This is a genomic window from Ruegeria sp. AB6 (genome assembly GCF_056542685.1).
Genome location: NZ_JBQGAD010000007.1, coordinates 145,905 through 169,914, shown reverse-complemented (window position 1 = coordinate 169,914; position 24,010 = coordinate 145,905). Strand labels below are relative to the sequence as shown.

The 24,010-nt window shown below is 57.6% G+C and carries 23 protein-coding genes; 11 read left to right on the top strand and 12 right to left on the bottom strand.

The genetic code is table 11. The annotated features are described in order from the left end of the window. Positions 1 to 93: 93 nt before the first annotated feature. Positions 94 to 978 carry a LysR family transcriptional regulator gene (locus ACR0DB_RS15450; RefSeq protein WP_480505091.1) on the top strand — a complete coding sequence of 295 codons (885 nt, stop codon included), beginning with the start codon at positions 94 to 96 and terminating at the stop codon, positions 976 to 978. A gap of 176 nt (positions 979 to 1,154) precedes the next feature. Here the strand turns inward: ACR0DB_RS15450 and ACR0DB_RS15445 are convergent, their stop codons facing one another. Beyond that, complete coding sequence (locus tag ACR0DB_RS15445) at positions 1,155 to 2,312, bottom strand: acyl-CoA dehydrogenase family protein (RefSeq protein ID WP_480552017.1); 1,158 nt, start codon at positions 2,310 to 2,312, stop codon at positions 1,155 to 1,157. Between the two features lie 89 nt (positions 2,313 to 2,401). Next, a complete protein-coding gene (locus ACR0DB_RS15440; RefSeq protein ID WP_480552016.1) occupies positions 2,402 to 2,980 on the bottom strand; it encodes a TetR/AcrR family transcriptional regulator in 579 nt (192 codons plus the stop codon). 300 nt (positions 2,981 to 3,280) lie between these two features. Between ACR0DB_RS15440 and ACR0DB_RS15435 the strand changes: the two genes are divergently transcribed. From ACR0DB_RS15435 to ACR0DB_RS15405, 7 genes are all read left to right on the top strand, one after another. Next, a complete protein-coding gene (locus ACR0DB_RS15435; protein ID WP_480552015.1) occupies positions 3,281 to 3,745 on the top strand; it encodes a nuclear transport factor 2 family protein in 465 nt (154 codons plus the stop codon). Positions 3,746 to 3,757: 12 nt separating this feature from the next. Then, positions 3,758 to 4,378, top strand: coding sequence for a pyridoxamine 5'-phosphate oxidase family protein (locus ACR0DB_RS15430; protein ID WP_480552014.1), 621 nt, complete (start codon positions 3,758 to 3,760; stop codon positions 4,376 to 4,378). Positions 4,379 to 4,409: 31 nt separating this feature from the next. After that, positions 4,410 to 4,586 carry a hypothetical protein gene (locus tag ACR0DB_RS15425; protein ID WP_170773835.1) on the top strand — a complete coding sequence of 59 codons (177 nt, stop codon included), beginning with the start codon at positions 4,410 to 4,412 and terminating at the stop codon, positions 4,584 to 4,586. 94 nt (positions 4,587 to 4,680) lie between these two features. Beyond that, positions 4,681 to 7,152 (top strand): heavy metal translocating P-type ATPase, encoded by a 2,472-nt coding sequence (locus ACR0DB_RS15420; protein ID WP_480552013.1) that lies wholly within the window; start codon positions 4,681 to 4,683, stop codon positions 7,150 to 7,152. Next, positions 7,149 to 7,538, top strand: coding sequence for a Cu(I)-responsive transcriptional regulator (gene cueR / locus ACR0DB_RS15415; RefSeq protein ID WP_170773831.1), 390 nt, complete (start codon positions 7,149 to 7,151; stop codon positions 7,536 to 7,538). The genes ACR0DB_RS15420 and cueR overlap by 4 nt, the downstream gene beginning before the upstream one ends. After that, complete coding sequence (locus tag ACR0DB_RS15410; RefSeq protein WP_480552012.1) at positions 7,480 to 8,508, top strand: NAD(P)-dependent oxidoreductase; 1,029 nt, start codon at positions 7,480 to 7,482, stop codon at positions 8,506 to 8,508. Before cueR ends, ACR0DB_RS15410 begins: the two co-directional genes overlap by 59 nt. Positions 8,509 to 8,616: 108 nt before the next feature. Next, a complete protein-coding gene (locus ACR0DB_RS15405; protein ID WP_480552011.1) occupies positions 8,617 to 11,682 on the top strand; it encodes an aminotransferase class III-fold pyridoxal phosphate-dependent enzyme in 3,066 nt (1,021 codons plus the stop codon). A gap of 51 nt (positions 11,683 to 11,733) precedes the next feature. Here the strand turns inward: ACR0DB_RS15405 and ACR0DB_RS15400 are convergent, their stop codons facing one another. Beyond that, positions 11,734 to 12,207 carry a hypothetical protein gene (locus tag ACR0DB_RS15400; protein ID WP_480552010.1) on the bottom strand — a complete coding sequence of 158 codons (474 nt, stop codon included), beginning with the start codon at positions 12,205 to 12,207 and terminating at the stop codon, positions 11,734 to 11,736. Beyond that, the gene (hemP, locus tag ACR0DB_RS15395; RefSeq protein ID WP_480552009.1) at positions 12,204 to 12,371 is read right to left on the bottom strand and encodes a hemin uptake protein HemP; all 168 of its coding nucleotides are present in this window, start codon (positions 12,369 to 12,371) and stop codon (positions 12,204 to 12,206) included. Before hemP ends, ACR0DB_RS15400 begins: the two co-directional genes overlap by 4 nt. A 223-nt stretch (positions 12,372 to 12,594) precedes the next feature. On the opposite strand from hemP, the gene gph reads away from it, so the two are divergent. Next, positions 12,595 to 13,269, top strand: coding sequence for a phosphoglycolate phosphatase (gph, locus tag ACR0DB_RS15390; RefSeq protein WP_480505076.1), 675 nt, complete (start codon positions 12,595 to 12,597; stop codon positions 13,267 to 13,269). Between the two features lie 178 nt (positions 13,270 to 13,447). On the opposite strand, the gene ACR0DB_RS15385 is transcribed toward gph, so the two are convergent. After that, complete coding sequence (locus ACR0DB_RS15385) at positions 13,448 to 14,794, bottom strand: ABC transporter substrate-binding protein (protein WP_480552008.1); 1,347 nt, start codon at positions 14,792 to 14,794, stop codon at positions 13,448 to 13,450. 532 nt (positions 14,795 to 15,326) lie between these two features. Here ACR0DB_RS15385 and ACR0DB_RS15380 point away from each other — a divergent pair. Further along, positions 15,327 to 16,175, top strand: a complete 849-nt coding sequence (locus ACR0DB_RS15380; protein WP_170773817.1) for a response regulator transcription factor — start codon at positions 15,327 to 15,329, stop codon at positions 16,173 to 16,175. After that, a complete protein-coding gene (locus ACR0DB_RS15375) occupies positions 16,175 to 16,660 on the top strand; it encodes an A24 family peptidase (protein WP_480552007.1) in 486 nt (161 codons plus the stop codon). The genes ACR0DB_RS15380 and ACR0DB_RS15375 overlap by 1 nt, the downstream gene beginning before the upstream one ends. Here ACR0DB_RS15375 and ACR0DB_RS15370 read toward each other — a convergent pair. The 7 genes from ACR0DB_RS15370 to ACR0DB_RS15340 are packed head-to-tail and all read right to left on the bottom strand — an operon-like array spanning position 16,657 to position 23,995. After that, a complete protein-coding gene (locus tag ACR0DB_RS15370; protein ID WP_170773813.1) occupies positions 16,657 to 17,640 on the bottom strand; it encodes a type II secretion system F family protein in 984 nt (327 codons plus the stop codon). The genes ACR0DB_RS15375 and ACR0DB_RS15370 overlap by 4 nt on opposite strands. A 12-nt stretch (positions 17,641 to 17,652) precedes the next feature. Then, entirely contained in the window at positions 17,653 to 18,678 is a 1,026-nt protein-coding gene (locus tag ACR0DB_RS15365; protein ID WP_170790701.1) for a type II secretion system F family protein, read from the bottom strand. 15 nt (positions 18,679 to 18,693) lie between these two features. After that, positions 18,694 to 20,091, bottom strand: a complete 1,398-nt coding sequence (locus ACR0DB_RS15360; RefSeq protein WP_170790699.1) for a TadA family conjugal transfer-associated ATPase — start codon at positions 20,089 to 20,091, stop codon at positions 18,694 to 18,696. Positions 20,092 to 20,137: 46 nt separating this feature from the next. Beyond that, entirely contained in the window at positions 20,138 to 21,343 is a 1,206-nt protein-coding gene (locus tag ACR0DB_RS15355; protein WP_170773806.1) for a CpaE/TadZ family protein, read from the bottom strand. 11 nt (positions 21,344 to 21,354) lie between these two features. Continuing rightward, complete coding sequence (locus tag ACR0DB_RS15350) at positions 21,355 to 21,993, bottom strand: TadE/TadG family type IV pilus assembly protein (RefSeq protein ID WP_480552006.1); 639 nt, start codon at positions 21,991 to 21,993, stop codon at positions 21,355 to 21,357. Beyond that, the gene (locus tag ACR0DB_RS15345; RefSeq protein ID WP_170773802.1) at positions 21,990 to 22,481 is read right to left on the bottom strand and encodes a TadE/TadG family type IV pilus assembly protein; all 492 of its coding nucleotides are present in this window, start codon (positions 22,479 to 22,481) and stop codon (positions 21,990 to 21,992) included. Before ACR0DB_RS15345 ends, ACR0DB_RS15350 begins: the two co-directional genes overlap by 4 nt. After that, positions 22,478 to 23,995 (bottom strand): pilus assembly protein TadG-related protein, encoded by a 1,518-nt coding sequence (locus tag ACR0DB_RS15340; RefSeq protein WP_480552005.1) that lies wholly within the window; start codon positions 23,993 to 23,995, stop codon positions 22,478 to 22,480. The genes ACR0DB_RS15345 and ACR0DB_RS15340 overlap by 4 nt, the downstream gene beginning before the upstream one ends. Positions 23,996 to 24,010 lie beyond the last annotated feature (15 nt).

Genomic DNA, 24,010 nt, shown 5'->3' with positions numbered 1-24,010 from the left:
CGCCGAAGACCGCATTGAAACGCATCAATCTATCAGGCTGGTGCAATCGAAATGCCAGTGATAATCCATCCGAAAGGTATGAGGAATAATCATATGATCGCCCCCCGACGTTTCCTGCCCTCCATCCCGTCCCTGCTGGCGCTCGAAGCTGTGGACCGCCTTGGCAGCGCCTCTGCGGCGGCCGAAGAACTCTCGCTGACACAAAGCGCAATCAGTCGCCAACTCAAAACAATGGAGGAACAACTGGGCGTCGATCTGATCCAGCGCAGCCAGATGCGCCTCCACCTGACCCCGGCAGCCAAAGAATATGTTCAGGTCGCGCGTACTGTGCTGCATCAACTGGCACAGGCTTCGGTCAAGTTGAAAGCAAACCCCAAGGGCGGGTCGCTGAACCTGTCGATCCTGCCCGCCTTCGGCATGCACTGGCTGGCCCCCCGCCTTCAGGATTTTGCACGCCGCCATCCCGAGGTAACGGTGAACCTCAACACACGGCTCCGACCCTTTGATTTCGAAGTCGAGCATTTCGATGCCGCCATTCATTTTGGACAACGGGATTGGCGGGGCGTGAATTACCTGCCCATCATGCGTGAGGATGTCGTGCCGGTCTGTGCCCCCTCGATCCTGCCAGAGCGGGCAGATCGCATCGACTGGCTGCTCAGCGCGCCTTTGCTCCACCTCGAAACCCGCCCGGATGCGTGGGAGAGATGGTTTGCGTTTCAGGGCAAAGAGGTGTCTGGGCTTGGCGGAATGCTGTTCGACCAGTTTTCGACCATGGGGCAGGCAACCGTTCACGGGTTGGGTGTGGCTCTGCTGCCGAGTTACCTTGTGGAAGATGACCTGCGCTCAGGGCGTCTTGTTCCCGCTTGGCACGGTCCGGGCGTCAGTCTGGGGGATTTCTACTTGGTCTGGCCCCAATCCAGGGCCGAATCCGAGCCGTTGAAATCCTTTGTTGAATGGCTACGCGGACAGGTCGGGTAACCCAAACCTTAAACCAGCACGCGTAACAACAGTAGCAAACTGCGCGGCCTTCGGCCTTGCGTCCTGCGGACGGCAGGGGGCCGGGCAGGCGTGGACTGAGCCCGCGCCTGCCCGGCCCAACAGGAGGAGATGTTTCGCCAGAAACGTCGACGACGGGCGAGAGCGCCCTGTCGTTCTTATTTGTCCAGCGAGCGAGCGATGAGTTCTTTCATGATCTCATTGGTGCCGCCATAGATCGTCTGTACCCGCGCATCCGCGTAAAGCCGCGCAATCGGGTATTCCATCATGAATCCATAACCGCCAAAGAGCTGGAGGCATTCACCCATGATTTCATTCTGAATTTCGCTACCCCAGTATTTCGCCATCGACGCCGTGGCCGCATCTAGCGTACCCGCCTGCAACTGAGCCAGACAGTCGTTGAGGAAGCTGCGTAGAACTTCGGCTTTGGTCTTGCACTCCGCCAGCTTGAAGCGCGTGTTCTGAAAATCCATCACGCGCTGACCAAAGGCCTTACGCTCTTGCGTGTAGCGCACCGTCTCGGCAATGGCGAAATCAATCGAACCCAGAGCGATCAGAGCAATCGTCAACCGCTCCCAGGGCAGCTGCTTCATCATCTGATAAAAGCCCTGCCCCTCTTCAGGACCAATCAGATTGGTCATCGGCACTTTGACGTCCTCAAAATACAGCTCGGCCGTGTCGTTGGCCTTCATGCCCAGCTTCTTGAGGTTGCGCCCCTTGCGGAAACCGTCGGCGCCCTTGGTCTCGACCGCGATCAGCGACACACCCTTAGAGCCTTGCGACTTGTCGGTTTTGGCCGCCACAAGGATCAGGTCAGCCGACTGGCCATTGGTAATAAAGATCTTCGACCCGTTCAGGCGGTAGGAATTGCCGTCCTTATCTGCGGTGGTGCGGATCGCCTGTACGTCCGACCCGGTGCCGGGTTCAGTCATGGCCAGCGCGCCGACCATCTCGCCCGAGGCCAGTTTCGGCAGCCATTTCTGCTTTTGCTCTTCGCTGCCATAAGCCGTCAGATAGTGGATCACGATCGACTGGATCGGATAGCCCCAGCCGCAATTGCCGTGCGACGACTGGGCATAAAGAGTGACCGCGTCAAACCCCAGATCCCCGCCAACGCCGCCATGTTCCTCGGCGATTGATCCTGCCATAAGGCCCATCTCACCGGCTTTTTGCCAGAATGCGCGGTCCACCATTCCTTGATCGTTCCAACGTTCTTCGTTGGGGACCAGTTCGTCCTGCATGAACCGATCCGCCATTTCGGCGAACATGCGGTGTTCTTCAGTGACCCAGCTAGCAGAGCTTGTAAACAAAGACATCAAGTGTCCTCCCGTTTCAATTTCTCAGGAAGTTACTCTTCGTCTCGCTGCAATCCAATGCGCCAAAAGACGCCGCAACGCAACGTCTTTCAGGCTTTTTCCCACCCGGGCAGCGCGCTTTCCAATAGAGTCAGCGCCGCGTCTTTAGCATCACGCGCCGGGTCGCAGCTTTTCAACAACACAGCGGACACGATAGCACCTTCTTTCAGGATCAATATCTGACAGCCCAGCTTTTCGGGATCAGCCGCACCGGCGGCGCGGGCCAAGTCGGTGAAATACTCCAACAACAGGCGCTTGTGCTCGGCCGCCTGAACGTGGATCGGGTGATCCTTATCCTGATATTCAGCCCCTGCCTTGATGAACATGCAGCCGCGATATCCGTCTTCCTGAAACCATTCAGCCAGTGCATCGAAACTGGCCAACAGCTTTTGCCCCGGCGTTTGGCCCAGCGCGTCGATCCGCTGATAAAACCAGGTGCGAAAGTTCTCGTCCCTCAGCTGCAGGGCCGCGACGATCAACTCTTCCTTAGTCCGGAAGTGTTTGTACATCGAGGTTTTCGAGACGCCCGTTTCCGCCACCAGCTTGTCCATACCAGTGGCGTGAAACCCGTCCCGGTAGAAAACCTGCAAGGCGTTGCGAACCAGTTCATCTCGTTTGTTCGGTCGCATGATTCGGCTCCTGAGTGTACTGATCAGTACATAATTGCAGCCGCGCCCCGCGACAAGGTTACACGAAATCCAAAGTCAACAGCTTTGAAAAGAAAGCGATTTAACGTCAGTCGCAAAGTTTTTTCACTTTGAGACTTGCAAAAGTTTACCGATCAGTACACATTCACCTCAAAATGTACCGATCAGTAAACTTAGGAGCTTGACAATGAAACGCCGCACCAGCCCGTTTTCCCCTCAGTACGTCCCGTTCCTGTTGACCCTTGCGATGCTTGCCGCCGCACTGACCTGAAAGATCAAGTTATGAGCCGACCCCCTCTGCCCCCCTTCACCCTGGAAACTGCCACACAAAAAGTGCGCATGGCTGAAAATGGCTGGAACAGCCGTGATCCCGATTTGGTGACCCCCGCCTATACCGAGGACAGCCAATGGCGAAACCGCGCTGAATTCCTATCGGGACACGAAGACATCCATGCCTTCCTGACCCGCAAATGGAACAAAGAACTGGACTACCGTCTGATCAAGGAACTCTGGGCCTTTTCCGGCAACCGGATTGCTGTGCGCTATGCGTATGAATGGCACGACGACAGCGGCCAATGGTTCCGGTCTTACGGCAATGAGAATTGGGAATTTGCCGAAGATGGCCGGATGGCCAAACGTCATGCCTCGCTGAATGACCTGCCGATTGCCGAGGAAGACCGGTTGTTCCACTGGCCCCAAGGCCCACGGCCCGAAGATCACCCCGGCCTGTCTGATCTGGGCCTGTAGAAAGGATCGCTCATGCCCCGCGCCTTTTCCGAATTGACCTTCACCCCGGCGGTTCTGGCCCATCAGGAACGGATGGGATCAGCAAGGACCTATGCCAAATTCATCGAAGACGGGCCGCAGCAAGGGCACCAGATTGGTCCGGCGGAAAAAGCCTTTATCGAGGCTCGGGACGGGTTCTATCAATCCACCGTTTCCGAGACCGGCTGGCCCTATGTGCAGTATCGTGGCGGGCCGATTGGGTTTCTGCGCGTGCTGGGGCCCACTACCATCGGATACGCTGATTTTTCGGGCAACAAGCAATATATCTCGCGCGGGAATCTGGACGGGAATGACCGGGTTGCCATGATCTTGATGGACTACGCCAACCAACGCCGGTTGAAAATACTGGGTCGGGTAGAGTTCACCGAGGGCGAAGCCGCCGCCGCCAGCCTCTATCCCGATGGGGCCGAAGCACCAGCCGAACGCGCTGCGATCATCCGGGTGGAGGGGCTGGACTGGAACTGCCCCCGCCACATCACGCCGCGCTTCACCGAGGCCGAATTGCGCCCGCATTTGAATACACTTGGCCAGCAACTGGCGCAGCTTCAGGCCGAGAACGAAAAATTAAGGCAAGAGCTGGCACAAAGATCTTGAACCGACCCGTAAGGTCTCAGTGAGTTTAGGAATGGAAAAACTGTCAATGCTACGCACGACACTCAACCTCACCGGCCTGTGCCTTTTGGGCCTGCTGGCTTGCGTATCGGTCCTGATGCTGGGCTTTTTTGCCTCGCCCGAAGCGGTGCGCGCAGCGCCGCCTGCGCAGTATAACTCTCTGTTGTTGCAAGCCTTGCCCCAGCGCTGAGCCACAATGCATGGCGGGTATGCGGCATAAACCCTTGACCTTCCCGTGACTGGAACCCCCATTTAGAGGGCAACAGCAGATCAGGATGAGTCGGATGACCTCCGCACATGAAACCCGGTTGAACATCACAGGAATGGGCTGCGCATCCTGCGTGGGGCGCGTGGAAGCGGCCTTGCAAGGCGTCGCGGGCGTGTCCGAGGCAACGGTGAATTTCGCAACCGGGGCCGCGCAGGTCGCTTATGACGGCCCCGTCAGCGATGTAACGCAAGCGCTGGAGGCTGCGGGTTATCCGGCTGCAATCGCCAATGTCACCATGAAAGTCGACCAGATGAGCTGCGCCTCATGCGTGGGCCGGGTCGAGCGTGTATTGCGCGCCGACCCCGCCGTGATCGCGGCGGATGTGAACCTGGCCACCGAAAGCGCAACGATCCGCTATGTCGAGGGCGCGACAAACCCTGCCGCGCTTGCGAAACTGGCGGGCGATGCAGGTTATCCGGCGCATATCGCCCAAACAGACGAGGCCCCCGCCGACAAGGTACATGAGGCCACGGCACTGACCCGCACGACTCTGATCGCGGCAGCGCTGGCCTTGCCCGTATTTGTCCTTGAAATGGGCGGACATATGATCCCCGCCTTTCATCATTGGGTGCATCAGACCATCGGAATGCAAGCCAGCTACCTGATCCAATTCGCCCTGACCTCGGCCTTGCTGGTCGGACCGGGCCGGGTGTTTTATGCCAAGGGCATTCCGTCGCTGCTGCGGCGCGCACCGGATATGAATGCGCTGGTGGCAATGGGTACGGGCGCGGCGTATCTGTACTCGATCATCGCTACCTTCGCGCCGGGCCTATTACCGCAAGGCAGCGCGAATGTGTATTTCGAGGCTGCCTCGGTCATCGTTGTCCTCATCCTTCTGGGCCGGGCGATGGAGGCGCGGGCCAAGGGCCGCACCGGCGCCGCGATCCGCAAGCTGGTGGGCCTGCAGCCTAAAACCGCGCGCGTGGAACATGGCGATACCACCCTGGACCGCCCGATCTCCCAGATTATGGTGGGCGATATCCTGCAAATCCGCCCGGGCGAACGGGTTCCGGTAGATGCCGTGGTGCTGGACGGCACGTCCTATGTCGATGAAAGCATGATCAGCGGCGAGCCCGTTCCGGTTGGCAAAGCCCCCTACGATCAGGTGGTGGGCGGTACGGTTAACGGCACCGGCGCAATGCGCGTGCGTGCGGCGCGGGTCGGGGCCGATACGGTTCTGGCACAGGTCATCCGGATGGTTGAACAGGCGCAGGGGGCCAAGCTGCCAATTCAGGGGCTGGTCGACAAGATTACCGCGTGGTTTGTGCCTGCCGTGCTGGCTGTTGCACTGTTGACCATTGCGATCTGGCTGATCTTCGGACCAGCACCTGCCCTGCCGATGGCGCTGGTCACGGGGGTTTCGGTCCTGATCATTGCCTGCCCCTGCGCGATGGGTCTGGCGACGCCAACTTCGATCATGGTCGGCACCGGGCGCGCGGCTGAGTTGGGTGTTCTGTTCCGCAAAGGCGACGCGCTGCAACAGTTGCAACAGGCCAAAGTTGTGGCCTTGGACAAGACCGGTACTCTCACTATGGGCCGGCCCGAGCTGGAAAGTATCACCACCGTCAACGGGTTCGATCGCGACGACGTGTTGCGCCAGGCCGCTGCGGTGGAATCGCGGTCCGAGCACCCCGTCGCCACCGCCATCACGCGCGCCGGACCTGCGGACTTGCCGCAGCCAACAGGATTCACATCGCAGACCGGGCTGGGCGTCCGGGCCGTAGTTGAAGGGCGCGAGGTGGTGATCGGTTCCCCCCGTCTGATGTACCGAAACGGCGTGGATCTGTCGGGCCTGACGTCCGAGGCAGATCAGCGCGCCGCCGCAGGGGCCACGCCTTTGTTTGTGGCGATTGACGGTCAGGCTGCGGCTTTGCTGACGGTGTCGGACCCGGTCAAACCCGGCACGATTGAGGCTCTGGACAGGCTGCACGCGATGGGCCTGACACTTGCCATGGTCACGGGGGACAACGCCCGCACAGCGCAGGCGCTGGCCGATAAGCTGGGCATCGACCACGTGACCGCCGAGGTGCTGCCCGATGGCAAGTTGCAGGCGATCAATGCTCTACGCGACCAATTTGGCGCGCTGGCCTTTGTGGGCGATGGTATCAACGACGCCCCTGCGCTGGCCGCTGCCGACACCGGCGTGGCGATTGGAACCGGCACGGATGTGGCGATTGAAACCGCCGATGTCGTGCTGATGTCCGGCGATCTGCGCGGTGTGGCCAATGCCGTTGAGATCAGCCGCCGGACGATGCGCAACATCCGTCAGAACCTGGGTTGGGCGTTCGGGTACAACACCCTTTTGATCCCGGTGGCGGCGGGCGCTTTGTATCCCCTTGGCGGACCGCTACTGTCCCCGGCTTTGGCAGCAGGAGCGATGGCCTTGTCCAGCGTCTTTGTCGTCACCAACGCCCTGCGCTTGCGACGGGTGCGGGCCAGCCTGCCCGAACGGGACATGAAACACCAAACTCAGGCGGTGACCTCATGAATATCGGAGACGTGTCGACCCAGACGGGCCTGCCCGCCAAAACGATCCGGTACTATGAAGACATCGGGCTAGTCAAACCGCTGCGGGACGACAACGGGTATCGGGTATTTCGCAGCCAGGACGTGCACAAGCTGAACTTTCTGGGCCGCGCTCGCGCCTTAGGGTTCACCATCGAAGACTGCCGAACCCTGATGGCACTTTATGAGGACGAAACCCGCGCCAGCGCGGATGTCAAAAAGGTCGCCCGGGCACATCTTGCGCAGATCGAGGCCAAGATCGCCGATCTGAACGCCATGCGGGATACGCTGGGTCATCTGGTAGAGGCCTGTGCCGGGGACGACCGTCCAGATTGTCCGATCCTGCAAGATTTGGGTGGCAAACCATAGCGCAGGGTTGCCCTTTTCGCGCAGCTTTGCTTTGTCTCTGCTAAACATTCCGATCTGCTGCGCTAGGTGGGTATCGGACAGCAGAGAGGATCTCCACATGGCAAAAGTCGCGTTTTTGGGTTTAGGTGTAATGGGCTATCCGATGGCCGGCCATCTGCAAGCCGCCGGTCACGACGTCACCGTTTATAATCGCACCACAGCCAAAGCTGAGGCTTGGGTCGCCCAGCATGGTGGCTCGATGGCGGCGACACCACGCGAAGCCGCTGAGGGGGCGGCCTTTGTCATGGCCTGCGTCGGCAATGACGACGATCTGCTTATGGTCTGTAATGGCCCGGACGGCGCGTTTCACGGCATGTCCGAAGGGTCGATATTTGTTGATCACACAACCGTATCCGCCAAAGTCACGCGTGAGCTTTACGAAGCCGGAAAAGCCGCAGGTATTGCGTTTGTTGATGCTCCGATCTCAGGCGGTCAGGCGGGGGCTGAGAATGGGGTCTTGTCGATCATGTGCGGCGCAGATCAGGCGGCTTATGATGCGGCAGAACCGGTGATGCAGGTCTATTCCAAAATCTGTCGCCGTATCGGCGAAAGCGGCGCAGGTCAGATGACCAAGATGTGCAACCAGATTGCCATTGCCGGATTGGTGCAAGGTCTGAGCGAGGCGCTGCATTTCGCGGAAAAGGCCGGGTTGGACGGGCGATCGGTTGTTGAAGTGATCAGCCAGGGGGCGGCCGGCAGCTGGCAGATGGCCAATCGCTATGAGACGATGCTGGACGATCATTTCGACCATGGTTTTGCTGTCGACTGGATGCGCAAGGATTTGGGGATTTGCCTTGATACCGCGGATGAGACCGGAGCCTCGCTGCCGGTGACAGCCTTGGTCGATCAGTTCTACAAGGATGTGCAGAAACTGGGCGGGGGACGGTGGGATACGTCCTCGCTGATCAAGCGGTTGCGCGCTTTGGGGTGATCGGGAAAGGGGGGCGGTCTGCCCCCCATCGCGCCGAGGCGCGACTCCCCCCGAGGATATTTTTGACCAGATGAAGAGGATCCCGTTTTGCGCGGGCCGAGGTTTTGAATGGACGACATAACTGTGTTCTGGGCGGCCGCGTTGCGGACGCATTGGGGGTTGGACGCCAAGCTGACCCGGCTGGATGGCGAATATGATCTGAACTTCCTGGCGCGGGCGACCAATGGGCAGGATTATGTTCTGAAGGTTATGCGGCCAGGATGTGAGGCCGAGCTGGTGGACTTGCAGATCAAAGCGTTGGAGCATCTGGCCTCGGAAGCGCCCGGACTCCCGTTTCCCAAGGTGTTTAGCGATTTGAATGGGAGGCTATTGCCCCAGATTACGGATCAGGACGAAAACCCCCGGCTGGTGTGGCTGCTCGAATGTCTGCCGGGTTCGAGTTACGCCAACGCCGCGCCTAAATCCGAGGAGTTGATCCTGAAACTGGGCCGAGTTCTGGGAGCGACCGACCGAGCGCTTGAGCGGTTCGATCACGAGGGTTTGCATCGCGCGGGTTTCAAATGGGACCTTATGCAAGCCAGTTGGATTGCGGATCATCTGGATACGATCAGTGACGCCGCGCGCCACGCGTTATTGTCCGACATTTGCGCAGAGTTCGACACTGTCCGGGAGACTTTGAACGACCTTCCGAGACAAGCCATCCACAACGATGCCAATGACTACAATATTTTGGTTGAAGGAGAATTGGGGCAGCGCCAATCTATCGCGGGCTTAATTGATCTTGGGGACATGTGCGCGGCACCCCGGGTTTGTGATCTGGCGATCGCTGGGGCCTATATCGTTCTAGACCACCCACAGCCGGAGAGAGCGCTGGCCGCTTTGGTACGAGGGTATCATGCGGCCAATCGATTGCGGGCAGATGAGGTTGATCTGATCTGGCCGCTGTTGCGGATGCGGTTGGCGGTGTCGGTTGTAAACTCGACCTTGATGGCAATTAAGAACCCAGATGATCCCTATGTGACAATTAGCCAGGCCCCTGCCTGGCGGTTTCTGGAAAATGATACGGTCAATGGCGGCTTGATGGGCGCGCGGTTGCGCGTGGCCTGCGGGTTGCCTGTGACCGATGGGGCCGAACGGGTCCACGCTTACCTAACCGAACATCGAGGGCAGTTCGCCCCGATGTTCGGACAGGATCTGAGTGACGTGCCGATGGGGTCGCTGTCGGTTGAAAACTGCGTCTGGCCGCAAAACCCGTTCCACATGTCCTTGGCCGAGGCCGCGCGCGTAGGTGAGGAATATGGCGAAGGCCAGTGGCTGGGCTACTATAACGAGCCGCGCCTGATCTATGCCGAACCCGGGTTCCGCAAGGGGCCGTGGAAGGCCTCGGACCGGCGCACGGTGCATCTGGCGGTAGACGTCTTTGCCCTGGCGGGCACCGTGTTGCATGCTCCGGTCAGCGGGCGGGTTGAGGCGGTCGAGAACCGTGACGCGCACTTGGATTATGGCGGCGTGGTGATCCTGCATCATGAAACGCCCGAAGGGGATGCGTTCTATACGCTCTATGGTCATCTGGACCCCGAGGTTTGTGATCGACTGAAACCCGGTGATCCGGTTGCACAGGGCGCGGCGTTCGCGCAGCTGGGGGATGCCACACAGAACGGCGGCTGGGCCCCGCATGTGCATTTCCAGCTGGCGATGACCACGGACGGAATGCAAAGCAACTGGCCCGGTGTCGGTGATCCCGATGAGATGGAACTGTGGCACGCGGTTTGCCCGAACCCGGCGGCCCTGCTGAACCTGCCTGATGAAAAGGTGTTCTATCAACCGACCGACAAGCAGGCGATCCTGCAGGGGCGGCTGGATCATTTTGGCGGCAATCTCAGCCTGACCTATGACGATCCAGTCATGCTGGTGCGTGGTTGGAAGCACCATCTGTTCGATGAATGGGGGCGGCCTTATCTGGACGCCTATAACAACGTCCCCCATGTGGGCCACGCGCATCCGCGCATTCAGGCGGTGGCGGCGGATCAGTTGCGGCGCATGAACTCGAACACGCGCTATCTGCACCCGGCGCAGACCGAATTTGCCGATAAGGTGCTGTCGAAATTACCTGATCACCTTGAAGTCTGTTTCTTTGTGAACTCCGGCACCGAGGCGAACGAACTGGCCCTGCGGCTGGCCCGCGCCCATACCGGGGCCAAGGGGATCGTGACGCCCGATCACGGCTATCATGGCAATACGAATGCGGCGGTTGCGATCTCGGCCTATAAGTTCAAAAAGCCTGATGGCGTGGGTCAGGCGGATTGGGTCGAACTGGTCGAGGTGGCCGACGATTATCGCGGATCATTCAAGCGCGACGATCCCGACCGCGCCACAAAATTCGCGAATTTTGTGGACCCTGCGATTGCCGCTTTGCAGGACAAGGGCCACGGCATCGCCGGTTTCATCGCCGAGACCTTCCCCTCGGTCGGGGGTCAGATCATCCCTCCCATAGGATATCTGCCCGCAGTCTACGAAAAAATCCGCGCCGCCGGAGGGGTGTGTATCGCCGATGAGGTGCAGACCGGACTGGGGCGTCTGGGTGAGTACTACTTTGGCTTTGAGCACCAGGGCGCGCTGCCCGATATCGTGGTGATGGGCAAACCGATCGGTAACGGGCACCCCTTGGGCGTGTTGGTCACGACCAGGGAAATCGCACAAAGCTTTGACAACGGGATCGAGTTCTTCTCGACCTTCGGCGGATCGACCTTGTCTTGCCGGATCGGGAAAGAGGTGCTGGACATCATCGATGACGAGAGGCTGCAGGACAACGCCCGCGTGATGGGCGGACGGCTGATGAACGGGTTACGCAGGATCGAGGCCGATTTCGGTTGTGTCGGCGATGTGCGGGGCATGGGCCTGTTTCTGGGGGTCGAGTTGATCAACCCAGACGGCTCCGAGGGCACCGAGATCTGCAAATACGTCAAGAACCGGATGCGCGATCATCGCATTCTAATCGGCAGCGAAGGGCCCAAAGACAATATCCTCAAAATCCGACCGCCTCTGACAATCGAGGCCGTGGACGTTGACATGATCCTGTGGGCATTGGGGAATGTTTTGGCCGAGGTGGGCGACTATGCCCCTGCCCCAACATGTGATCATGATCACCACCATGCCGGCTGCGGGTGCTGCTGAACGATCAGACCTCTGGCCAGATATGACCAGAGGTCTGGATCGGCTTCGCTGTCAATGCAACGCGGCCGAGGGGGATAGATGCCCGGTTGAGGGCAGAGGTTGCGGCGCGGTCATCCGGCGCAGCGCCAGACCCAGCTCTTCGGACAAGGCGGTAAGTGCGGGGGCAAAGTCCGGCCGGACAATCAGCGTCGCCATCATCATCGCGTCCTCGCGCGCCCCTTCCGAGGCCGCAGCGATCATCTGCGCAAAACAGTTCTCATCCGCGCCAAGACAGGAACACCCAACCTGATGACGGATCAAAGGGCGTCGCCCGTGATGCGCACAGAGCGCACACAGTCGATCAATGGTCATCATTGCAACAGCTTCAGGTTCGGTGCCAAGGTCGACCCCGATCTTGCAGGCGATGTCTTTGCGCGCCGTGGCGTCGCCCCAAAGCCGCAGGTACAGGACCGCGCTGGCCTCGATCGGGCTGAGATCGGACAGCTTTCCAACCGCCGCCCCTCCGCGTGATAACGAGGCGGTCATTTAGTCAGGATCAGCTTGCCCGCGCGTGTAATGCGCAGGGTGTAAAGCTGGTCACCCAACGCGATATGAGCAAGGTTCCCGCCTTTGGTCAGCTCTTCGGCCTTGTGTGCCGGCAGCATCGATACGGGGTAGGATTGCGTCGGGTTCGGGTTCTGCGCATTCATCAGGTCAACTCCAGAGGGTCACGGGCGAAAGGCCGATATCTGTTCTCATTTTTTGGGATGGCTGACCCGATTCCGGGTTGGCTGTGTGTCTTGCTGGATAATCTGATTATTTTACTCAGGTATGTCAAGCGGCAATCTATACGCTGCAACCAAGAGTGTGGAATTGCGCTGAAATTGCGAAAAGGCTAGGTCTGACTGAACAATTTCAACGACCGAGGTTTCAATGACCGCAACGCTGATGTTCGACCTGGATGGTACGCTGATTGACAGCTTGCCCGATATCGCCGCAGCGGCGAACCGGATGCTGGGCGACGAAGGCAAACCCGCGCTGCCGCAGGAGATCATCCAGAAATTCGTGGGCAACGGCCTGCCGAAACTGGTTGAGCGTGTGATGGGTCACTGCGACATACCGCTAGACCGCCACAGCGAATTGGCCAAACGAACTCTGGACTACTACGGGGCGGCCTCCAGTGCGCAGACCGTTGTCTACCCGGGCGTACCGGAGGCTTTGGCCCAATTGCAGCAAATGGGCTGCGTACTTGGCATCTGCACCAACAAGCCCGAGGCCCCGGCTCGCCACATCCTGGACGCGCTAGGGCTGTCGCAATTTTTCGATACCGTTTTCGGCGGCGATACGCTGAACACCCGCAAACCCGACCCCGCCCATCTGCACGCCAGCTTTGACGCGATCCCTCAAACCGGTCCGCGCTTGTTCATCGGCGACAGCGAGGTCGATGCGGAAACAGCGCAACGCGCAAAGGTTCCATTCCTGCTATTCACGAAAGGCTATCGCAAATCATCGATTGACGAGATCCCCCACATGCTCAGCTATGACCAAGCGATAGAATTGCCGCCAGCGGTGAGGGCGTCGCTGACGATGTTGGAAGAAACAGCCTGACCCGAAAATGAAGGGCCGGCCGAGGGGGAAAGTAGCCAGCCCCTCATCCGGGGAAGTGGATTGTCCTCGGTGTAACCTTGGATGAACTAGAGTTAACCGCCCGCGCCCTCCGAAGATATTGGGGGTTTCCCGTATTCGGCGAGACAGAGAATTTTCGTCGAAAATTCTTGTGCGTCAATTATGCGCCCGGATTGCACTTTCCTAACTGGCCACCAGAAAACATCGGATGCTGAGGGTCATATTCGACCTGCGCCCTTGGGGTAACATCGACGACTTCCAGCCTGTCATAAGGGTCGGTCGGGCTATCACGTCCCTGCACAACAAGTACGTCTTTGAAACACTGGTGATCCGCACCACGGTACCAGCTTGGCCCATTACCCAAACCGTCAAACTCGAAATCTTCGAGAGCTTCGACAACACCACATGGGTTGAAGGTTCCCGCCCGTTCGACTGCATCGGCATAGAGCAAAACCTGAGAATAGCCGGTCTGTGCAGCGATCGAAGGCGGGAAGCCATATGCTTCCTGAAAGGACGACACGAACGCCTTTGTCCCTTTATTCTGAAGCTGCCAGCTCCAATTCACCGAACCCAGCACGCCCTCGATAGTCGCACCCGCCTTCGCGGCCATGAGATCGGAAAGTACCGGGACGACAATCTTGAAATCCTTGCCATTCACGACCTTGTCCAACAAACCGAATTGCAACGCGCTGGCCAACGAATCCTCTAAGTTGGCACCATAGTGGTTCAGGATCAGAACATCCGCGCCTGAGTTCAGAATCGGCGCGATATGTGTCGTAAATTCCGTCGATGTCAGAGGGGTTTTAACCCGATTGACTGTTTGCCATCCCAACGCTTCGGTCGAGGCAACAATCGCCTCTTCCTGGGACCAGCCCCAATTGTAGTCAGCACTTAGATGATAAGCACGGCGGTCCGTGCCCAGCTCAGCCGCCAAAACCGGAGCAAGGGCGGCACCCGTCATATAAGCATTGAAGTAATTGCGGAAACCATTGGCTTTCTTCTCCTTACCCGTGAGGTCATTTGCATGGGCCAGGCCAGCCATGAAGATCACGCCCGCGTCTTGGCATAAGTTCTGAACCGCAATGGCCTCGCCCGACGTCGACCCGCCATTCAGCATCACTGCGCCATCGGAATTTATCATTGCTTTGGCAGAAGAATGCGCCTTGGACGCCTTGCCTTCTGAATCTGCCACGACAAACGTAACTTTCTTGCCCAAAACACCATTCCCGGACAGAGCCCGCGAGGAAAAAGTGTTCAGGCACCCGCCATCTCCTTGGCCACTAAGATGCTCGACGGCCAGTTTCTGCCCGCGCAATTGGTCATTTCCTTCCTCCGAGAAGTGTCCTGACAAAGCCGCATTGAAGCCAAACGTAACCGTGCTTCCGTTTGTTGCATTCGTGAAAGCAGCAGAGGACGAGGCGGGAAATATCATAGGCAACGCAAGGCCGGTGCTCGCTACGACTCCACCGGTCAGCGTGTAGCGACGTGTGACAGATTTGTTACTCATCCACTCTTTCCATTCCCCGTGTCATGCCATCAAACCTATCCAGTCACAGCCGAAACTGAGGGGCATCGCAGGGTTGTGCAAGAAAACAGTTTCAAAGCATCGAGCTGCCCTCGAAACACTCTCTCGTCAATGACAACACACCAGGTCAGCAGGGTTCTCTGACTGGAGCGCAGCTATCTCTCTATTTCCATTGAGAATATCAAGGTTTGTGCCAACTGCCTTTCGCTTTGAGAAACGACGCCACGGCAACCATTTTGTTCAAATTTTAACGCGAGAGCCGCCATATCTGGGCATAGAACGCGTCTCTGTTTGAGGCTTCTAAAGACACATTTCGATACTTTACAACCGTTTGTCTCCGACTTACGACCAATAAGACACATGATTAGATGCACAGTCAGGATTTATGTATTGTTAATTTTCGGTTCATGTACGATTGGTAGGATTTTTGGACTATTGAAGAATCGGTTGAGGCGAAAATACAATTCGTGCCATTAGCCAGTAAGTTGTTTTAACCAGTGTGGAACGGTAACTCATGATTGGGGGGAAAGCTCATAGCGGTGCGTGGCTGCCAAACGCGCAACATGCCAGAGCGATCATCAATTTCATTCATTGGAGTCAGGGCGGTCTTGTATTGGACGCAGCGCTGAATGGTATTGCCGAAGCATTTGGCGCCGAATGCGCCGTAATCAGCCGTCTGTGGCTGAACAAGGGTTCTCATCGCGTTGCCGCCAGGGCTGACACCCGAGATCCTGCCCATTGCCGTCCTCTATTCCTGTCTTTCGCGAATGACGCGTTGGGGCCGTTTCGCAATATGCCCAAGCGGGCCTCGGTCTTTAGTCTGGTTGAAGATGGCGAAGACCCGAGCGATCTTTCCCCCGTCCTGACCGAGTGGATTTCACATCGCAGCCTTTCGGACATTCTGTTTGTCTGTCTTGATCACCAGGGCGGTGAGATTGACTTCTTAGAGCTGCATTTCGGGCGCAACCCGGAACCGGGTTTCAAAGAGGCAATTGAACAAATTGCACCCCAATTGTCCGAAACATTCCAAAGTCGCCGTCCCGGTCTGGTAACCGAAGCGCTGTCGCGCCAGTCGGTTGCGACCATTCGGAAAAGTAGCACGGAAAACGTTGCGATTCTCAGCACCGACAACCCGACTGGCCTGACGCGGGCTGAGTGGCGGGTCTGTGTACTGGTATCTCGAGGATTGTCCTCGCAGGCTATTGGCGCCGAGTTGGACATTGGCGCTGCTACTGTCAGGACACACCTCAAGCATATCTATTCCAAAACAGGTCTGGACAACTTCCATATGCTGGCCCGTCGGCTAGTATCCGTTGAAGAGCGTGAAGCTCTGCATGGGAAGCAGCATCAAGCAAGGGCTTAATGCCACAACTAGACTGGCAAAACTGGATCTCGCTTTGGCTGTTCGCCCCGCTGTTCGTGGCGATCGCATGGACCGATTTCACCCAACTTCGTATCCCGAACCTATACTGCTTAATTGGCCTAGCACTATGCGTTGTCGCCGCCCCTTTCCTGGACTGGAACGAATTGCTGATCCGTTTGCTAGTCGGCGGGGCGTGTTTTCTTATCTGCCTGGGGCTATTTGCGATCAACTGGCTGGGTGGAGGGGACGCAAAGATGTTGCCAGTCATTTTTTTGGCCATGCCCCCAAGCGTCGTGCCCACATACATGATTGTATTTTCCGCGGCCATGGCTCTGGGTTTGATCGGGATGTCCCTCTTTCGGCGCTACGCCAAGCGTTTGTCCCCCAAATTCGAGTCGACAGCGCAATCACGAGAGTTTCCGATGGGCATCGCCATAGGGGCGTCAGGCTTGGCCATGATTGCGATGTCGGTTTTCAACGTTTAGTTCCCAAACGCTTCAGCATAGCGGATGAAAATCGGTGCAAGGATCAAACCCGCAATCGCTGGCAGCATGAGGAATGCCATAACCGCTGACATCTTTACCGGCAATTTGTTGGCCAATTCCTGCGCTCGCAGCTCGCGCAACTCCCGCATTTCGTTGGCGTAAGTCGTCAAAGCCGAAGCCAACGGCACACCAAAGCGGGTCGATTGCAGAACGACACTCACAAATGAGCTCATTTCCTCAATCCCAGTCCGACGGGCCATACGCATCAATGCGGTGTCCCGGTCGCGGCCAGCTTGAATTTCGCTGAGCGCAATCAAAATCTCTTCGGACATCTCGGGAGAGACCAACTGCATCTCTACGGCTACTTTCAGCAACGCCTGATCAAAGCCCATCCCAGCCTCAACCCCGATCTGCAGAAGATCCAGCATGTTCGGGAACGCATTTTCCATCTTGCGACGGCGCTCCTTGATGCGCGCGTTCATCCAGTAGTGTGGGCCAAAAAATCCCAGCCCGCACAGCAATGCAACGTTGCGAAGTATCGCGATCAGGTCCAGGCCGGACATATATTCTGAAATGGACGCGCCAAATCTGGTCGGCGGCTGCCAGTTCAACAGCAGGATAAAGAGCAACGGTAGAGACGTCGCCAGACCCAGACGGATCATATAGTAGCCGGCGATCGCGTTCTTGCCACGGAAACCGGATTGCGCCAGAACCTGACCAACTTCGAAACGAACACTGGCGTCCGCCGGGATCAGCGCTGCGCTCAAGCCAGTCGGCTCGGGGTCTTCCCCTCGATCGATATTCGCGCGCGCCAGATTTTGACGTGGGCGACTGGGCAGCATCCGCTCAGCTGCGGTCGACCGTTCGCTCAACGAGGATGAGATACCGAAGAAGGCTACAACCGCGCCAATCAGAACCAGGCCGAAAATCAGGATCTGTAAAACAATGTTGTTTTGAAGCAAAGAATTTATGAATTCCATCGTAAATCCTCCTTATATCCGGAAATTCACGAGTCTGAACATGACGATGGCGTTCAGGACGATTGCCACTGCAATGGCTCCCATGACGGGCCAAAATGCTGGAGCGTCCATAACGTCGCCATAGTAAGATGGGGTCAGGATCGTCATGAATACCGCAATTGCGACCGGGATAGCGGACAAGATATAGGCGGTCATGCGTCCTTCGGCAGAAATGGCCTTGATCTTACGACGCAACGAAAGTCGTGCACGGATCACGCGGGCCAGGGTCCGCAGAATGCCGGCAAGATCACCGCCTGAACCGTGCTGCATCATCAGCGCAACGGCCAGGTACCGGACGTCTTCCTCATCGATTCGATCCGCCATGCTTTTCATGGCCGTCGTCAATTCTTCGCCAAAGGCAACCTGATCGACAACCAATCCAAATTCAGTTCCAATCGGATCCGGCATTTCTTCGGCCACACTTTGCAAGGTGGTGTTCAAAGGATGCCCAACCTTCAAGCCCCGAGACATCAGATCCAGTGCATCCGGCAACTGTTTCAGCAGATTCGCCTTACGCTGGTTCAAGGTCGCTCCCAAAAGCATCAAGGGGGCGATCAGGAAGACAAAAGCGGAAATTGCTACAACCTGTAACGGGTTCGCAATTGTCGAGCCGCCTATGGCACAGATTAGGAAGGCAACACCGCACCCGAGCAGAAACATCTCGGGCACCATGTTCAGGCCAGCTGCTTTTAAGGCGGCGGGCAAGTCCCCCACAAAGGGGAAGTTGCGCAGGAACGGACGCGCCTCCTGAGGTTTGAGCAGATTGAGGACATCCTCCCCCGTCTTGCCTTCGTTCAGCATTTGGATACGGCGATTGATCGCCTCGTCCCGGTTTTCACCACGACGGGCAAACTGCCGGATCCCTTCGAATGCGATCAATGCACCAACAAAGATGGCCAAGGCCAGCACGAACCGAACATCAAATCCGGCGACTTCCATTTCCGGACCAACAATTGCGCTGAGGTCCAGGTTCTCGATAAATGCGCGAAGCTGTTCCATTTTGCCAGTCCTCCCTTAATTGAACTGGATCGAGGACAGATCGATACCCGCAGCGGCCAGCGCATCGCTTGATTTCGGGCGGATGCCCGTTGGTTTGAAGCGCCCCTTAACCTTACCGTTCTCGTCCTTGCCTTCGCGTTTGAAGACAAAGATATCCTGCATGGTGACGATCTCACCTTCCATACCGGTCACTTCTGCGATCGAAGTGACGCGGCGGGTCCCGTCGGACAGACGGTTGAGCTGCAACACGAAGTGGATGGCCGACGCGATGGTCGCGCGGATGGCCGAGTGCGGCAGTTCCATACCACCCATCTGAACCATCTGCTCTACACGCGACAGCGCGTCGCGCGGGCTGTTGGCGTGAACCGTCGTCATCGAGCCATCATGGCCGGTGTTCATGGCCTGCAACATGTCGAACGCTTCAGAACCACGTACCTCGCCCACCACGATACGATCGGGACGCATCCGCAGCGCATTTCGAACCAGATCACGCTGCGCAACAGCACCGGTTCCATCCAAACCAGCAGGGCGAGTTTCCATGCGCAGCACATGTTCCTGTTGCAGTTGCAATTCAGCGGCGTCTTCGATGGTCACGATCCGCTCGTTTCCACCAATATAAGTCGAAAGAGCGTTCAGCATCGTCGTTTTACCGGACCCGGTACCGCCCGAGATCAGAATGTTCATCTTGGCTTCGACCAGCCCTTGCAGCAGCGCCGCAGCACTTTCATTCAGCGCGCCATTGTTCACAAGGCGCTGCATGGTCAGCGGTACGCGGGCAAACTTACGGATGGACAGGGCCGGGCCGTCCAACGCACAGGGCCGAATGATCGCGTTCACACGGCTGCCATCCTCAAGACGCGCGTCCACCCAAGGCTGACGTTCGTCGATGCGGCGACCTACGCGGCTGACGATCTTGTCGATGATGCGCAGAAGATGACGCTCATCCCGGAACCGGGCCGAGGTTTTCTCAAGAATACCAGAGCGTTCCACGAAAATCTGTTGATGGCCGTTGACGAGGATATCGTTGATCGTCGGGTCGGCAAGCAATGGCTCGAGCGGGCCAAGGCCCAGAACCTCATGCATTAGCTCTTCGACCAGTTGCTTGACCTCTTCGCTGCGCATGGCGCGGCCTTCGTGGCGCAACAGTTCGGTGGCATGTTTGCCGATCTCACCGCGCAGCGTATCTTCTTCAACCTTGTCGATCACCGCCAGGTTCAGCTTGTCCAGCAGCGAATTGTGCATCCGCGCTTTCAGGTCGATGCGGTCCATCTCTCTGGCACGCTTGGTCGCCAATTTCTCGGCTTCAAACACAACGTTATCCGAAGCTTTATCAGAAACCTGCTTCGTATCCAGCGGAACGACCTTAGCGGTGTTCGAAGTTGTGCGACCTGTCCTGTCAAATTCACGAAACATGTTCTTAACCTTTACTACTTTTCACTTCACGTCTGCGGATATGCGATTACGAGTTGTTAACACGCGGCGGCATAGCAGCGCGCGCATCATCGGCCAGTTTTTTGATTGCCCGCGTTGCCGGCGCACGGTTGGAAACATCTTGCAACGGGATGCCCCGGTCCACGGATTCACGAACCGTGCGGTCATCCTTGGGCACCCAATGGGCAAAATCCTGTTCCAGCAACTTCGCCGCTGCGCGGTGATGGGCTGCGGGCAACAGAGGTTTCTTTTCAAGGCTCGCCACAAGTTGGATATCGATGGCGGGGTTCTCGCTTTGATAGAAATCCATCAGTTTGCGGGCCGACCGCACCGAAGGGACGGCGACATCCGTGACCAGATACAGCCTGTCGGCCTGTGTCAGCACCGGAGTGATCCATTCCACCAGGGCCCGCGGCAGATCGACGACCACATAGTCATGAGTCCGCTTCAGGTTATCCAGAATTGCCGTGATCTGGTCTTCCTGAATGGCTGACAGCGGGCCGTAGCGCGAGGGTGCAGCCAGAACGTCAACACCGCAGGGTGCCTTGACCATAGCCTGTTCCAGAAACGCACCGTCGGGGATGCTTTCATCCATCGCCATGCGCCACATCGCGTCGCTTTCTTCCACATCCATCAGTGCCGCGATCGAGCCGAACTGGAAATCCAGATCCACAACCGCAACCTCGTTGGTCGCTTTCTTCTTGAAGAAACCCTCTTTGGCCTGCAACTCGTTGGCCATATTCGCGGCCACCAGCGAAGAGCCGACGCCGCCACGCGACTTGGCAACCGCGATCACTTTGCCGAGCGTTGCATGTCCACTCCAAACGGTGGGCAGTTGCGCCTGACGGCGGTTTCGGATTGCATCCACCTGCGGCACGATTTCTTCATTGATGGCTTTGCGGGGCAAAACCTCGTCCACGCCCAGCTTCGTGAGCTGCCGCGCCTTTTCCAGCGGCAGATCTTCGGGGGCCAGTGCGATGATGATGGCGTTTGGCATCCGCGCATCGCAGATATTCTGCGCCGTCTTCAACGCACCATCGGCGTCATCTTCGACATCGAACAGGACAACATCATGCAAAGACGCAAGGTTTGCGGCCTTTCCATTGACGCCGGACACCGTTTCTTTCCGACCAGTAAAGCTGCAATTCTCCTGATCCGCCAGAGACCCTTCGATAGCCGAGTAAATCTCTTCATCGGGCGAAATCAAAAACACTGAAATCTGCTTGGAATTCATTATCTTACTCCTTACTCTACCGCCCCGACAGCCAGGTCTTCGGCAGGAACCGAAGTGCTCATCGCGGGAAGGGAAATACTGTTCGGGGTATTGGACGTGACCGCCGGATTGCCCGAGGCCAACGCAGCCAGACCAGCCAGCGGCATTACGAAATTGAAATCGACATTGATCAGATCGGCCGTCACAACCGGGGTATAGGGGCCACCCAGGAAACCCAGACGGGTATCATGCGAATAGGTGAACTGAACGTTCTGTGGGCCTGTACCGGGCGGCAGCAGCGGACCGATCTGGTTCCAGATGCGCGCGCCGTATGGGGTTGAGGTATCCAGCGTGCAGGGCGCAGGCAGGTTGGGCACGGCGCAGATGCCGCCGTTGCGGCACAGAGCACCAAATCTTGTATTTGCAGGAGCACCGCCGGAAAGAGTATGTGTTGCAGGCAGCGCCCCGCATTGCGGCGGACCCACCGTCGCCAAACGGGCGGCCGTGTGCATCGCTTTTTGCGCCGCTGTTGTCGACCAGTACAGACGTCCGTAGTCAACGACCCCGAAAATCAGGAACAGAAACAACGGTATAACGATTGCCAGCTCGACCAAAGCGGCACCACGCTGATTGCGGGCAACGGCTTGTAGGATATGTGGAACTCGGTTCATACGCCATACACCCTGCTTTGATCCGCGATTTGGATATTCAGCGGGCCAATCCCGTCTCCAAAGAAGTCAAAAATTCCGCCAAATATCAGATCAATGCGCACATCGGCCGTAACCTCCACAACCGAGGTCGGATCAAGCCGATAGGTTCCAGAACGCGAAATGCAGGTTGGTGTTACGTCCACAATTGTCGCGCCGCCGGGGATGACCGTCGACCCGCCCAGCTGGTTCTGAACAATGTCCGTTGCCAGCGCGTCATAGGTTCCGACTGTGCCAGCCGCGCACAGATCCAGCGGTGCAATTCGGGCAATCATGCGCGAAGCATCACGCACCCCTGCCGAAGTCACCTGATGGATCCAGGTGATCCGGCCGCCTTCAATAATCACGGCCAGAAACAGCAGGATCAAGGGCATGACCATGGCGAATTCAACCATTGGGGCACCGGATTCGCAGCGCTTGAAGCGAGTGATATGGGACAGCAAACGTTTCACCGGTACAACCTCACGACATCGCGGAAGATACCTTCGTCGATGCCAACACCAGCACCACCGACCTGTTCGACCACTTCGACGTAGATATCGAAATCAGTTCCCGAGGTTTGCTCTAGTGGCTGAATAAGAAAGACTTTTACGAATTCCTGCACCGGCACGTCTACGGCGCGACCTACAACTGGATTGGCATCGCAATCGATAGCGGCGGCGATGAATGTGCGGCGATCAGGGTCAGGGTTCGTTGTGCTCGCACATTGCCGACGACCAGTTTCACTGCGTCCCTCAAGAATGTCACGGCCAGCGAACTTGGTAATCTCATCCAGATACATCTGGTAGCGCGTGTTGCCGGTAGGCAAGCTTATGGTCCCATCAGCAATCAGCGGATGCGGTTGCAGCGGGTTTAAAGGGTCTGTTCCAGTACCATAGTTCGTCGCCAAATAGGCGGCTCTCCCATCATCCCAGTCCCCATCACCGAAGCGGCCGGCACCTTCGGGCACCAATGTGGCGCAGTTTCCGGCATCAAAACAGTCGTCGCGCGGGAACGGCATGGTGTCATCTGAAATCGTTGGATTGTTTTTCAAGCACTGGCCGGTCGGATTCTCCCACCCAGCAATAACTTGAGGACCAGGGGCATAGGCCGGATCATTCCGCAAGCTGTTCATCGTTGCGAGGAATAAATCAAAACGAGAGTTATAGATGGCCGAACCAATACCGTTCCGTTGCCCCGGTTCCGTGTCCACCCCACGCTGCGACACACACTTAGTCAAGTTGCCCTCGGCGGCGATAAGACAGATATAAAGGCTTGATCCATTCAAACCCGCACAGGGGCCGTTGGGATTGATCCCAATATCTTGAGGGTCAAGAAAGCCGAAGTTTCCAGGACCCCAGGCCGAGTCGTTGCCACCGGTACGCAACTGGATAGCCTGACCGACATTTGCGTTAGCCGTCCAGCCGCCCGGAATGCAAAACATCAAGGGGGTCACGTCGCAGGCAAATCCTGTATACCCAGCAATCGCTGTCGCTCCGACTTGTTCATTGGGAACCGCAGCACCCAACAACGTCGCTAAACCACGGGCAAAAGGCAGGAAAACGGTTCGCGGCGTTGCTTGCACCTCGACCATGATGGCTTCACGCGCATCGCTGGTCAAAAAACCATCTACCGCGTCATCATCGTCTGGGTCGACAGCAGGGTCCGGCAAACCGGTCAGAAAGCGCAGGCTGAAATCGGCAGCCGAGTCCAGCGTCTGATCGCCATCGGCAAAGAACTGGCGATCCGCGATCATGTTCTCGGCGGCTGTACGAGCGCGGGTAATTGCGTCGGCATTGCCGTCAAGCTCACCCGCAGCGGCCAAGGCCACATGGTCGGCATAAGACTGCAGGTCGGTCTGGGTCGAGGCCATACGGCCAAGGTCAAAGGTCAGGGCGGCGAAGCCGAGGATCATAGCCAGGCAAAGTGCCACAAAAACCAGGATCGTTCCGTCTTCTTCTTTCTTGAACTTGGAAACAAAAGTCATCGATAACCCTCCCTG